Raw genomic sequence first — 13,374 nt, forward strand, 5'->3', positions numbered from 1 at the left:
CTACGACATGGCGTAGAGCTTGCAGAGCGCGATGCAGGTGTTGCCGCTGTCGTACACGACGTTGCCGACCTTGGACCCGTGCATCCAGTTGCGGATGGAGTGGTAGTCCGGGACGCAGGCCGCGAGCTCCATGATCTGGCGGTCGACGGCACCCCAGGCCTTGTTGGCCGCTTGGGTGTTCGCGATCGTGGAGGTCGCTTCGATGGCCTTGTTGACGCCGGTGTCGTTCAACTGCGCGTAGTTGCTGCGGCCGTTGCCGATGTTGTGGCCGTCCCAGCAGGGGTAGAAGACCGAGTAGCCGTTGGGCCAGTCGGGGCTCCAGCCCGCGGCCATGAGGTCGTATCCGTTGTCGATCTTGCCGACCTGGGTGTAGAAGGTTGACTTGTCGAGCTGCTGGTTGACGACGGTGAAGCCGGCGGCCTCCAGCGCGTTCTTGATGGCGACGGCCTGCTTCACGGAGTTGTCGGACTGCTGGTAGGCGATGACCAGCTTCTGGCCGCTCTTGCCGGCCTCCTTCAGCAGCGCCTTGGCCTTCACCGGGTCGCCGCCCGGCTTCTTCGTCTTGTCGTACAGGTCGAACCTGGTGTACCCGGGGGTCACCGGGCTGAAGATGGTCGTGGCCACCTCACTGGTGGCGGCGCCGCCGCGGATGGTCTGCAACTGCTGTAGCGGCCAGGCGTAGTTGATGGCCTGGCGGACCTTGACGTCCTTGATCCGGGTCGTGTTGATCGGCCAGTAGTAGGTGACCGTGTCGATCTCGGTGAGCACCCGCTGCTTGAGCTTGGCGTTGGTCAGCACCTGCTGGATGCGCTCGGGGGCGACCTCGTTGTAGATCGACATCGCGTACTGGTCGTTGCCCTTGTCGGCTATGTAGCGGTCGGTCGCGGCCAGGGCCTGGAAGCCGAACTGGAAGACGATCTTGTCCGGGTAGGCGTTGCGGATCGAGTCCGTCTTCGGGTCCCAGTGCTCATTGCGCACGAACGTCATCGCCTTGCCGACCTGGCGGCTCTCGATCTTGTACGGGCCGCAGGCGTACGGGCGCTTGTCGTACTTCTCCTTGGTGTCGTGCTTCTTCGGCACCAGCGAGTAACCGCGCATCGCCAGCGTGAAGTTGAAGTCGGCGCGTGCCTCGCTGAGCCGGAAGGTGACGGTGCTGCCGTCGATCTCGATGGAGGCGAGGTGCTTGCCGCCGTACGGGCCCTTGTACTTGTCGCCGCCCACGAGCCACTGCTGGACGTAGCGGGGACCCTCGGTGACGAAGGTGGCGAAGAGCCGCTCGAAGGAGTGGCGGACATCGTCCATGGTGATGTCCGAGCCGTCCTCCCACTTCAGGCCGTCCTTCATGGTGAAGGACCAGGTCTTGCCGCCGTCCTTCATGGTGCCGGCGTCGGTGGCGGCGTCGCCGACGAGGGTGCAGCCGCCCTTCTCGTCGATCTTGTAGCCGGTGAGACCGCGCAGGATCGGCACCGTGATGGCCCCCTCGGTGGAGGTGTAGATCTGGGCCGGGTCCAGGTGGTCCATGTCGAACTGGTCCAGCGAGTAGATCGTCCCGCCCTTGACCGCGCCTTTGACCTCGGGAGCCGGGCCGGTCGAGTCGGCCTTCGTGCCGACGGGGATCGTCTGGGTCTTGGAGCCGCTGACCGTCGGGACCTTGTCCTGCGAGGAGCTGCCGCTGTCGCTGCTGCCGCACGCGCTCAGGACCGGAGCCGCGGCTGCGGCCACGCCGGTGGCGATCAGGAAGTTTCTACGTGAAAAGGACACAGTGAGCCTACCTAGGGATGGAGCGGGCCGGACTGCACCAGCCGGACGACGTTGAACCGGGCCGGAAAGCCGGGAAGCCGGAAAGGCGGAAAGGGAGAGTCAGCGCTTGGACTTCGGGTCGAGTGCGTCGCGCACCGAGTCGCCAAGCAGGTTGAAGGCGAGGACGAAGAGCACCATGGACAGGCCGGGGAAGAGCATGAAGGTGATGTCCTGGGTGTAGAACTGGGCGCCGCGCTGGATCATGACGCCCCAGTCCGGGGTGGGGTCGATGATGCCGACCCCGAGGAAGGCGAGACCCGCCTCGGTGGTCACGAACGTCGGGAGCAGCAGCGTGGACTGGATGATGATCGGGGTCCACAGGTTGGGCAGCAGCTCCTTGAAGACGATGCGCCGCGGCGACGCGCCCGTCACCTTGGCGGCGTCCACGAACTCCCGCTCACGCAGGCCGAGTACCTGGCCGCGCAGCAGGCGGGCCATGGCCGCCCAGCCGAAGGCGGACAGCACGAGGATCAGGGCCGCGGCCCGCAGCCCGGTCGGGATGTTGTCGTTCGGGGCGACGAACAGTCCGTACACCACGGGCATGAAGGCGATGAAGAACAGCGTGGAGGGGAACGACAGGAGGATGTCGATCACCCGGCCGACGAAGTAGTCGGTCCTGCCGCCCAGGTAGCCCGCGATGACGCCGATCACCACACCGAGGAGGGTGGTGAGCAGGGTGGCGGCCGTGGCGATCCCCAGCGAGGTGCGGATGCCGTAGAGCAGGAACGTGAAGACGTCGCGCCCCAGCTGCGGCTCGACGCCGAACCAGAACTCCGAGCTCACGCCGCCGTTGGGCCCCGCCGGATACGAGAAGGCGTTCAGGAGCTCCGGACGCGAGCTGGCGTAGGTGGTGTACGGGTTCTTGCCGTACAGCTTCGCGATCAGCGGAGCGCAGATCGCGATCATGAAGAAGAAGATCACGACGCCGGCCGATATGACGCCCGTGCGGTCCCGCTTGAAGCGCACCCAGGCGAGCCTGCCGGGGGAACGGCTGCTGCCGCCTTGGGAGGGTGCGGCTGGCGCTGGTGGTACGGCGCCGATTTCGGCCACCGCTGGGAGTGGGGCGGTGGAGGGCATGGGCGAGGTCATGGTCCATCCGGCCTGAACTGGTCACGGGGGCGCACGATGCGAACCCCACGGGTTGGGGTCTGTTCGGCCCCAGGCGCGACTTTTCATCGCGGGTGACCCCGGGTCAATAAATCCTTGGTGGCTTTGATCTGGTCTTTTGTCCTTTGACTCGAGGCTGGCAGGCCGGTTGGTTGAGCTTTGGACTGTCGTGACCAAAGCACGAGGGACGGCCGCTGCACCCGGACGGGTGGAGTGAAAGTGCGAATGATCCTTTAAGGGATGATATTTGCCGGTATGAAGGAACGGCGTCCCTGCGCCGGAGCCGCAGCGCACTCTGAGGAGGCACTCCATGCGTGGAGCCACACACGCCAGATGGGCCGCGGGTGCGGCGGCGGTAGCCCTCGTGGCGACCGGATGCGGCGGCAGCGGTGGTGGCGGTGACAGTGGGGGTGCCTCCGGGATCGTGAGCGCCTCGTGGGGCGACCCGCAGAACCCGCTGGAGCCGGCCAACACGAACGAGGTGCAGGGCGGCAAGGTCCTCGACATGGTCTTCCGCGGGCTGAAACGGTACGACGCCGAGACCGGCGCGGCCGAGGACATGCTCGCCGAGAAGATCGAGACCTCGGACTCGCAGAACTTCACCGTCACCGTGAAGAGCGGCTGGACGTTCAGCAACGGAGAAGCCGTCACCGCCAAGTCGTTCGTGGACGCCTGGAACTACGGCGCCAGTCTCAGGAACAACCAGAAGAACGCGTACTTCTTCGGGTACATCGAGGGATACGACAAAGTGCACCCGGAGGACGGCGGCAAGCAGAGCGCCGACACGCTCTCCGGCCTGAAGGTCACCGGCGACCGCACCTTCACCGTCAGGCTCACGCAGAAGTTCTCGTCCTTCCCCGACACCCTCGGCTACACGGCCTTCTCGCCGCTGCCCCGGGCGTTCTTCGACGACCACGCGGCCTGGGTGAAGAAGCCCGTCGGTAACGGCCCGTACGCCGTCGAGTCGTACACCAAGGGCTCGCAGATGTCCCTGCGCAAGTGGGACAGGTATCCCGGCGCCGACAAGGCCGAGAACGGCGGCGTGGACCTCAAGGTCTACACCGACAACAACACCGCCTACACCGACCTCCTGGCGGGCAATCTGGATCTGGTCGACGACGTCCCGGCCTCCCAGCTCAAGAACGTCCGGACCGACCTCGGCGACCGGTACATCAACCGGCCCGCCGGCATCATCCAGACCCTGTCCTTCCCGTTCTACGACAAGGTCTGGGGCAAGGACGGCATGGAGAAGGTCCGTACGGGGCTGTCCATGGCGATCAACCGCGAGCAGATCACCGAGACCATCTTCCAGAAGACGCGCACCCCCGCCACCGACTGGACCTCACCCGTCCTCGGCAAGGGCGGCGGCTACCGGGCCGGCCTGTGCGGCAGCGCCTGCCAGTACGACGCCGACGAGGCGAAGAAGCTCATCAAGGAGGGGGGCGGGCTGCCCGGTGGGCAGATCAAGATCACCTACAACTCGGACACCGGCTCCCACCGCGAGTGGGTCGACGCCGTCTGCAACTCCATCAACAACGCACTCGACAACGACAAGGCCTGTGTCGGCAACCCCGTCGGCACCTTCGCCGACTTCCGCAACCAGATCACCGACAAGAAAATGTCCGGGCCCTTCCGCGCCGGCTGGCAGATGGACTACCCGCTGATCCAGAACTTCCAGCAGCCGCTGTACTACACCAACGCCTCGTCCAACGACGGCAAGTGGTCCAACAAGGACTACGACCAGCTGATCGACCAGGCCAACGCCGAGCCCCACGCCGGCAAGTCCGTCCAGCGGTTCCAGCAGGCCGAGAAGATCGTCCGCGACAACATGGCGGCCATCCCGCTCTGGTACCAGAACGGCAGCGCCGGCTACTCGGAACGGCTCTCGGACGTGGCGCTCAACTCGTTCAGCGTTCCCGTCTACAACGAGATCAAGGTCGACTGAGCCGCGGCGGGCGGCTCCTCGAAAGGGCTGTCCCTCAAGGGCGGCCTCCCGAAAGGGCTGCCCCCTACCTCCGGAGCCCCCATGGGACGGTATGTGATCCGGCGTCTGCTCCAGATGATCCCGGTCTTCTTCGGGGCCACGCTGCTGATCTTCCTGATGGTGAACGTGATGGGCGACCCCGTCGCGGGCCTGTGCGGCGACCGGCAGTGCGACCCCGCCACGACGGCCCGGCTGCGCGCGGAGTTCGGCCTCGACAAACCACTGGTGCAGCAATACCTGACGTACATGGGCAACGTCTTCACCGGGGACTTCGGCACCGCCTTCAACGGGCAGAAGGTCACCGAGCTGATGACGACCGCCTTCCCGGTCACCATCCGGCTGACGATCGTCGCGATCCTCTTCGAGATCGTCATCGGGATCACGCTCGGGGTGACCACGGGTCTGCGCCGCGGGCGGCCCGTCGACACCGGCGTCCTGCTGGCCACCCTCGTCGTCATCTCGGTGCCGGTCTTCGTCACCGGTCTGCTGCTCCAGCTGCTGCTCGGCGTCGAGTGGGGCTGGATCAGACCGTCCGTCTCCACGGAGGCCGGCTTCGGCGAGCTGATCGTGCCCGGCCTGGTACTGGCCTCGGTCTCCCTGGCCTATGTCACCCGGCTGACCCGTACGTCCCTGGCGGAGAACCGCCGCGCCGACTACGTCCGTACCGCCATCGCCAAAGGCCTGCCCCGGCACCGCGTGATCACCCGGCATCTGCTCCGCAACTCGCTGATCCCCGTGGTCACCTTCATCGGCACCGACATCGGCGCGTTGATGGGCGGCGCGATCGTCACCGAGCGCATCTTCAACATCCACGGCGTCGGCTTCCAGCTCTACCAGGGGATTCTCCGGCAGAACACCCAGACCGTCGTCGGGTTCGTGACCGTCCTCGTGCTCGTCTTCCTGGTGGCCAACCTGCTGGTCGACCTCCTGTACGCCGTACTCGACCCGAGGATCCGCTATGCCTGAGCAGCCGTACGAGACCGAGGGAGCCGTCGCCGCGACGGGCGTGGGCGGTGCGATGGACCTGGCCGCCGACGAGGCCACGACCTTGGAGCAGCATGCGCCGGCCGCCCCCGGCGGAAGGTCACCCGGCGGCCCGGAGGGCGACAAGGAGCCGCAGGAGAAGCCACGTTCCCTCTGGTCCGACGCCTGGCGCGACCTGCGCCGCAACCCGGTCTTCCTCATCGCGGGCCTGATCATCCTCTTCCTGGTCGTCATCTCCCTGTGGCCCTCGGCGATCGCCTCCGGGAACCCGCTCAAGTGCGACCTCGCCAAGGCGCAGCAGGGCTCCCAGCCCGGACACCCCTTCGGGTACGACGGTCAGGGCTGCGACGTCTACACACGGACGGTGTACGGGGCGCGGGTGTCGGTCACCGTCGGTGTCTGTGCCACGCTCGGGGTCGCGATCCTCGGCGGCCTCCTGGGCGGGCTCGCCGGATTCTTCGGCGGGGCGTGGGACGCGCTCCTGTCCCGGATCACCGACGTCTTCTTCGCGATCCCGGTCGTCCTCGGCGGTCTGGTGCTGCTGTCCGTGGTGACCAGCAACACCGTCTGGCCCGTGATCGGGTTCATGGTGCTGCTCGGCTGGCCACAGATCTCCCGCATCGCGCGCGGGTCCGTCATCACCACCCGGCAGAACGACTACGTCCAGGCGGCCCGCGCCCTCGGCGCCTCCCCCTCCCGGCTGCTGCTGCGGCACATCGCACCGAACGCCGTCGCGCCCGTCATCGTCGTGGCGACCATCGCGCTCGGGACGTACATCGCGCTGGAGGCGACCCTCTCCTACCTCGGTGTCGGGCTGAAACCGCCGACGGTGAGCTGGGGCATCGACATCTCCTCGGCCTCCCAGTACATCCGGCAGGCGCCGCACGCGCTGCTCTGGCCGGCCGGCGCGCTCGCGATCACCGTGCTCGCGTTCATCATGCTCGGCGACGCCGTGCGCGACGCCCTCGACCCGAAGCTGAGGTGAGCGGCCGTGCTGCTCGAAGTGCGCGACCTGCATGTGGAGTTCAGGACCAGGGACGGTATCGCCAAGGCGGTCAACGGGGTCACCTTCGGTGTCGACGCCGGGGAGACGCTCGCCGTGCTCGGCGAGTCCGGCTCCGGGAAGTCCGTGACCGCGCAGGCCGTCCTGGGGATCCTCGACACGCCACCCGGGAGGATCACCGGGGGCGAGATCCTGTTCCAGGGGCAGAACCTGCTGAAGCTCAAGGAGCAGGAGCGGCGGAGGATCCGCGGCGCCCGGATGGCGATGATCTTCCAGGACGCGCTGTCCGCGCTCAATCCCGTCCTCTCCGTGGGCGCCCAGCTCAGCGAGATGTTCACCGTCCACCGGGGGATGTCGAGGAAGGACGCGAAGGCGAAGGCCGTCGAGCTGATGGACCGGGTGCGGATCCCCGCCGCCGCGGCGCGCGCCGGCGACTATCCGCATCAGTTCAGCGGGGGAATGCGCCAGCGCATCATGATCGCCATGGCGATGGCCCTCGAACCCGCGCTGATCATCGCCGACGAGCCGACCACGGCCCTCGACGTCACCGTTCAGGCCCAGGTCATGGACCTGCTCGCCGAGTTGCGGCGCGAGCTCGGCATGGGCCTCATCCTCATCACCCACGACCTCGGCGTGGTCGCCGACGTCGCCGACCGGATCGCCGTGATGTACGCGGGCCGGATCATCGAGTCGGCCCCGGTCCACGACATCTACAAGGCACCCGCCCACCCGTACACCAAGGGCCTCCTCGCCTCCATCCCGCGCCTCGACCAGAAGGGTCAGGGGTTGTACGCGATCCAGGGCCTGCCGCCGAACCTGATGGCCATCCCACCGGGATGCGCCTTCCATCCCCGCTGTCCCATGGCCCAGGACATCTGCCGCGCCGAGGAGCCCCCGCCGGCCGAGGTGGACGCGGACCGCGGGAGCGCCTGCTTCTACTGGCGGGAGACGCTCGATGCCTGAGGCGATTCTGGAGGCCAGTGGCCTGGTCAAGCACTACCCCCTCACCCGGGGCATCCTCTTCAAGAAGCAGATCGGGGCGGTCAGGGCCGTCGACGGCGTGGACTTCGCACTCGGCCGGGGCGAGACCCTCGGCATCGTCGGCGAATCGGGCTGCGGCAAGTCGACGGTCGCCAGGATGCTGGTCAACCTGGAGCGGCCGACGGCGGGTTCGATCAAGTACAAGGGCGAGGACATCACCCGGCTGTCCGGCCGCGCACTGAAAGCCGTACGCCGCAACATCCAGATGGTCTTCCAGGACCCGTACACCTCCCTCAACCCCCGCATGACCGTGGGCGACATCATCGGAGAGCCGTACGAGATCCACCCCGAGGCCGCGCCGAAGGGCGACCGTCGCAAGAAGGTCCAGGACCTGCTGGACGTGGTCGGACTCAACCCGGAGTACATCAACCGCTATCCGCACCAGTTCTCCGGCGGCCAGCGCCAACGCATCGGCATCGCACGGGGGTTGGCACTACGGCCCGAGATCATCGTGGCCGACGAGCCGGTCTCGGCGCTCGACGTGTCCGTGCAGGCCCAGGTGATCAACCTGCTCGACCGGCTCCAGGACGACTTCGACCTGTCGTACGTCTTCATCGCGCACGACCTGTCGATCGTGCGGCACATCTCCGACCGGGTCGGCGTGATGTACCTCGGGCGGATCGTGGAGACCGGCAGGGACGCCGAGATCTACGACCATCCGACGCACCCCTATACCCAGGCCCTGCTGTCCGCCGTGCCCGTCCCGGACCCGGAGGCACGGGAGCACCGGGAGCGGATCATCCTCCACGGTGATGTGCCCTCACCGGCGAACATCCCGTCCGGCTGCCGCTTTCGCACGCGCTGCTGGAAGGCACGGGAACGGTGCGCGCTCGAGGTGCCGCTGCTCGCGGTGCCCGCCGGGTTCCGGTACGACACGGGTCCCGCGGTGCACGCATCGGCCTGCCATTTCGCGGAGGCCGTATCCGTGACATAACACGTTAAATGCTTGTCAACTGCGTTAACACGCAGGCAACTTGGCTGAAGCGGTACCGATATACGGACGCGTCAGTCTGAACAACGTACGGCCGTGCGGGTGCCGTAGACCGGCCGGGGCGCGCCATGTCGCCCCGGCCGGTTGCCCGGCTACGCGATGCCCAGTGAGCGCTTCAGAAAGTTCACCTGGAGCAGCAGCAGGTTCTCGGCCACCTGTTCCTGCGGGGTCATGTGGGTGACCCCGGAGAGCGGCAGCACCTCGTGCGGGCGGCCCGCGGCCAGCAGCGCGGAGGACAGCCGCAGGGAGTGCGCGACCACCACGTTGTCGTCGGCGAGGCCGTGCACGATCATCATCGGGCGGGCCGGCTCGGCGGCGTCCACCAGACCGTTGTCGTCGATCAGCGAGTTCGCGGCGTAGACCTCGGGCTGTCGGTTCGGATCGCCCAGGTAGCGCTCCGTGTAGTGGGTGTCGTACAGCCGCTGGTCGGTGACCGGCGCGCCCACGATGCCCGCGTGGAAGACGTCCGGGCGGCGCAGCACCGCGAGTCCCGCGAGATAGCCGCCGAACGACCAGCCGCGGATGGCGACCCGGTTCAGGTCCAGCGGGAAGTGCTCGGCGAGCGCCCGGAGCGCGTGGATCTGGTCCTCCAGGACGATCGCGGCCAGATCGTCCTTGATCGCCTTCTCCCAGGCGGGGGAGCGGCCCGGTGTGCCGCGTCCGTCCGCGACGATCACCGCGAAGCCCTGGTCGGCGAACCACTGTGAGGTGAGGTGCGGGTTGTGCGCGGCCAGCACGCGCTGTGCGTGCGGTCCGCCGTACGGATCCATCAGGACCGGCAGCGGGCCGTCGGTGTGGCCCGCGGGGAGCAGGACGGCGCACGGCACCCGGCGCTCGCCCGCCTCCGTGAGGCTCACGCGCGGGCGCAGTCCAGGACGGTCGGCGTACGAGGCCACGGTCGCCGCAGGCTTTCCGTCGCGCAGCACATGCACCTGTGCCCCGGGCCGGTCGGGCACCGCCGAGACGAGCACGGTCACGTTGCCCGAGCGGACCGCCGAGTGCACCCCCGGCTCCTGCGACAGCCGCTCCATGCCGAGGTCGTTGACGCGGTAGACGTGGATCTCACCGATCTCGGGGGCCGCCGCGGCCTCGCCCGCCGACGCGGACACCAGCACATCGTCGTCCGAAACGTCCAGCACCGCCCGCACATGCAACTGCGGTCCCGTCAGGGGGCGTTCACCCACCGCGAGGACCCGCGCCCCGCCCTCGTCGGCGATCCGTACGAGCTGTCCGCCGGGGCTCCAGCACGGTGCGCCGGGGAAAAGATCAAGCCATTGTGGATCTTCGTCCGCGTGCACCATCCGGGTCGCCCCGGTGTCGGCGTCCACGGCCAGATAGAGCTGGCTCTTCTGGTCCCGCGCCTGCACGAGCAGAAGCGGTGCTCCGGCCGCTGACCAGTGCACTCGTGCCACGTACGGATAGCGCGCCCGGTCCCAGACGACCTCCGTGCGCGCCCCGTCGAGCCCGACCACGAAGAGGCGTACCTCCGCGTTGCCGGTACCGGCCGCCGGGTACGCGACCTGCTGCGGAGCCTGCTCCGGCCGCGCGGGATCGGCGATCCACCAGCGGCGTACGGGCGCGTCGTCGACCCGCGCGACGAGCAGCCGGTCCGAGTCCGGCGACCACCAGAACCCGCGCGAGCGGCCCATCTCCTCGGCCGCGATGAACTCGGCCAGCCCATAGGTGACCGTCGCCGAACCCGCCGAGGGCTCCGGCTCCGCGAGCGCCCGGTCGTCCTCGCCCTCGGCGCCGACGACCCGCAGGGCACCCCCGCAGACATACGCGACGAGCCGTCCGTCGGGGGACGGGCGCGGGTCCAGCACCGGTCCGGGGACGGGCAGTTCACGTGCCGTGCCGGCCCGCAGCTCCGCGGTGAAGAGCCGCCCCGACAAGGCGAAAGAGGCCAACTCCACGGCCTTGTCGGTGGCATAGCCGACGATGCCCGCGCCGCCCTCCCGGCTGCGCTCGCGGCGCGCCCGCTCCTGGGCCGACAGCCGCTCGGACGCCCCCTCGAGCAGCGTCCGCGGGTCCGCGGCCACGCGCTCCCGTCCTTCGGCCGAAGGGCCCCCCGCCTCGCTCCGCCCGTCACCGTCCGCCACGTCGAGGACCCACAGCAGATTCGCCCGGTCCGTACCCGAGCGAGACCGCAGGAACACGACACGGGAACCGTCGGGGGCCACGGTGAACGCGCGGGGCGCACCGAGCGTGAACCGCAGGGTGCGCGCCTGCCGGCGCGGAAAGGAGAGAGGCTCGGTCGTCATGCCCCGACCATATTGGCCATGCGCCCCCTTGTGCGGCCGTGCGCCGATCGATGCGCAGCCATGGATAGTTATGATCAATGGCGCCGCGTGGGTATGAACCTGCTGGCTGCTGTACGGATCAACAATTTTCCCTGCTCTGCCCCCCACATCCCTGGGATCCTTGGAGGTGAGCCGCCGTGGCACTCTCGATTTCGGCGGTGGTGCTGCTGGCGATCATCGTCTTCCTGCTGGTCAAGAAATCAGGACTGAAGGCCGGGCACGCGGTCGTCTGCGTCCTGCTCGGCTTCTACCTGGCCAGCTCGACGATCGCGCCCACGATCAACGAGCTGACGACGAACATCGCGGGCATGATCGGGGACATAAAGTTCTGACCCGCGCTGGTGGGGTGTGCGCCGGGCCCTCCTGGGGCGGCCCGGGGCGCGTACGGCCTGCGCCTCGTACGGCCTGCGCCTCGTAGGGTGGGGTCCATGACGGAACCCCCTTCCCCCAGCATCCGGCCGGGGGGACCCCCATCTCGCTCCGCTCGCCGTCTGCTCCTGGTGCACGCGCACCCGGACGACGAGGCGATCAACAACGGCGCGACCATGGCTCGGTACGCGGCCGAGGGTGCCCATGTCACGCTGGTGACCTGCACGCAGGGCGAGCAGGGCGAGGTCATCCCGCCCGAGCTCGCGCACCTGACGGGCGGGGCCCTCGGCAGCCACCGCCAGGTGGAGCTCGGCAGGGCGATGGACGCGCTGGGCGTGCGTGACGCCCGCTTCCTCGGCGGTCCCGGCCGGTATCAGGACTCCGGGATGATGGGCCTCCCCGACAACGACAACCCACGCTGCTTCTGGCAGGCGGACGTGGACGAGGCCGCCGCGGAGCTTGTCCGGGTGATTCGCGAGGTACGTCCTCAGGTTCTGGTCACCTACGACCCCAACGGGGGTTACGGCCACCCGGACCACATCCAGGCCCACCGGGTCGCCATGCGCGCCGCCGACCTGGCCGCCCGGCCGGACGTCCGCCCCGAGCTCGGCACACCGTGGACGATCACCAAGATCTATTGGAACCGCGTGCCGCGCTCCGTGGCCGAAAAGGGCTTCGCGCGCCTGAAGGACGTACTGGACGAGCTGCCGTTCCCCGCCTCCGCCGCCGTCGACGACGTACCGGGTGTGGTGGACGACTCCATGATCACCACGGAGATCGACGGTACGCCCTTCGCCGCCGCGAAGGCCGCCGCGATGCGGGCGCACGCCACGCAGATCGAGGTCGCCGAGCCGTGGTTCGCGCTCTCCAATGAACTCGCCCAGCCGCTGTTCGTCGTGGAGTACTACGAGTTGGTGCGCGATGAGCGGGCGGGGGTGCAGGCCGGGCCGCGGGAGACGGACCTGTTCGCGGGGATTTCCGCGGGGATCTCCGCGGGGATTTCCAAGGGGAGTGCCTGATGAGTACGCGGAACAGGGCGAAGGCGAACAGGTCAGGGGCCGGCAAGCCGGGGTCTGGCGTGGACAGGTCCGGGGAGAAGGGCTCTGGTGCGAACAAGGCGGGGGCGAACGGGCGTGGTGCGAACAGGGCCGGGTCGGCAAGCCCCGGTGGGCGAGGCTCCGGCGTAGGGGGCGCAGGCGTGGGTGGCTCCGGTGCGGGAAGCTCCGGTGCCGGAAGCATGCTCGCCCAGCCGCCGAAGCTGCCGTCGGCCGCACGGACAGCCGCTTACTTCGGCCTTTTTGTCCTGGGTGCCGTGGTCGCGGGCGCGGGCGGGCTGGTCCAATCCGGCTGGTTCCCGGGCGGGTTGATCCTCGCGCTGGCCGGCGCGGCCGGGCTCTTCCTGGGCGGGGCGCGGGCGATGGGCAGCAGGGCCGGGGCGGTCGCGCCCGCCGGTGGGTGGGTGATCGCGGTCATCCTGCTCACCGCGAGTCGTCCGGAAGGCGATTTCCTCTTCGGCGTGGGAGCAGGTTCCTATCTTTTCCTGCTCGGAGGCATGGCTGTGGCTGTGATGTGCGCCACCCTTGGTGCGGGGCGGCAACCTGGCGGCCCTGCCGCCCGACTTGGCAAGTGACGTACTAGTTCGCCGCAGAACGCGCGTGCGGGTCCGGTGTGAGTTTCCTCAGCGGTCGCGGGATACGCGCAAGAAGTGGCCAGTATGGTGGTGCGCGCGCCGAGCCTCCCCCGAGCTCTCGGCTTCGCCGAGCAGGGGGGACCCCAGCGATGGGGTCTATGGGCG

General features: G+C 68.6%; 11 protein-coding genes. 8 read left to right on the forward strand and 3 right to left on the reverse strand.

Annotated features, from left to right (window positions below):
- Both FE633_RS34675 and FE633_RS34680 read right to left on the reverse strand, forming a co-directional pair.
- Window positions 1–1,761, reverse strand: coding sequence for an ABC transporter substrate-binding protein (locus FE633_RS34675; RefSeq protein ID WP_138049146.1), 1,761 nt, complete (start codon window positions 1,759–1,761; stop codon window positions 1–3).
- A 99-nt stretch (window positions 1,762–1,860) separates the two neighbouring features.
- Window positions 1,861–2,889: an ABC transporter permease gene (locus tag FE633_RS34680; protein ID WP_138049147.1), complete on the reverse strand. Its 1,029-nt coding sequence runs from the start codon at window positions 2,887–2,889 to the stop codon at window positions 1,861–1,863.
- 328 nt (window positions 2,890–3,217) lie between these two features.
- On the opposite strand from FE633_RS34680, the gene FE633_RS34685 reads away from it, so the two are divergent.
- The 5 genes from FE633_RS34685 to FE633_RS34705 all read left to right on the forward strand — a co-directional run bounded on the left by FE633_RS34685 (window position 3,218) and on the right by FE633_RS34705 (window position 8,853).
- Window positions 3,218–4,852 (forward strand): peptide ABC transporter substrate-binding protein, encoded by a 1,635-nt coding sequence (locus tag FE633_RS34685; protein ID WP_138049148.1) that lies wholly within the window; start codon window positions 3,218–3,220, stop codon window positions 4,850–4,852.
- An 81-nt stretch (window positions 4,853–4,933) separates the two neighbouring features.
- The gene (locus tag FE633_RS34690; RefSeq protein ID WP_138049149.1) at window positions 4,934–5,857 is read left to right on the forward strand and encodes an ABC transporter permease; all 924 of its coding nucleotides are present in this window, start codon (window positions 4,934–4,936) and stop codon (window positions 5,855–5,857) included.
- Window positions 5,850–6,860 carry an ABC transporter permease gene (locus FE633_RS34695; protein WP_138049150.1) on the forward strand — a complete coding sequence of 337 codons (1,011 nt, stop codon included), beginning with the start codon at window positions 5,850–5,852 and terminating at the stop codon, window positions 6,858–6,860. The genes FE633_RS34690 and FE633_RS34695 overlap by 8 nt, the downstream gene beginning before the upstream one ends.
- A 6-nt stretch (window positions 6,861–6,866) precedes the next feature.
- A complete protein-coding gene (locus FE633_RS34700; RefSeq protein ID WP_138049151.1) occupies window positions 6,867–7,841 on the forward strand; it encodes an ABC transporter ATP-binding protein in 975 nt (324 codons plus the stop codon).
- Entirely contained in the window at window positions 7,834–8,853 is a 1,020-nt protein-coding gene (locus FE633_RS34705; RefSeq protein WP_138049152.1) for an ABC transporter ATP-binding protein, read from the forward strand. The genes FE633_RS34700 and FE633_RS34705 overlap by 8 nt, the downstream gene beginning before the upstream one ends.
- A 149-nt stretch (window positions 8,854–9,002) precedes the next feature.
- Here the strand turns inward: FE633_RS34705 and FE633_RS34710 are convergent, their stop codons facing one another.
- A complete protein-coding gene (locus FE633_RS34710) occupies window positions 9,003–11,171 on the reverse strand; it encodes a S9 family peptidase (protein ID WP_138049153.1) in 2,169 nt (722 codons plus the stop codon).
- Between the two features lie 176 nt (window positions 11,172–11,347).
- On the opposite strand from FE633_RS34710, the gene FE633_RS34715 reads away from it, so the two are divergent.
- From FE633_RS34715 to FE633_RS34725, 3 genes are all read left to right on the forward strand, one after another.
- The gene (locus FE633_RS34715) at window positions 11,348–11,542 is read left to right on the forward strand and encodes a hypothetical protein (RefSeq protein WP_138049154.1); all 195 of its coding nucleotides are present in this window, start codon (window positions 11,348–11,350) and stop codon (window positions 11,540–11,542) included.
- Between the two features lie 96 nt (window positions 11,543–11,638).
- On the forward strand, window positions 11,639–12,598 hold the full coding sequence (gene mshB / locus FE633_RS34720; RefSeq protein WP_138049155.1) for an N-acetyl-1-D-myo-inositol-2-amino-2-deoxy-alpha-D-glucopyranoside deacetylase: 960 nt from the start codon (window positions 11,639–11,641) through the stop codon (window positions 12,596–12,598).
- Between the two features lie 218 nt (window positions 12,599–12,816).
- On the forward strand, window positions 12,817–13,209 hold the full coding sequence (locus tag FE633_RS34725) for a DUF6113 family protein (protein WP_138049156.1): 393 nt from the start codon (window positions 12,817–12,819) through the stop codon (window positions 13,207–13,209).
- Window positions 13,210–13,374: the final 165 nt, after the last annotated feature.

It is taken from the genome of Streptomyces montanus (genome assembly GCF_005786655.1).
In the GTDB taxonomy this organism is placed as follows: Bacteria; Actinomycetota; Actinomycetes; order Streptomycetales; family Streptomycetaceae; genus Streptomyces; species Streptomyces sporangiiformans.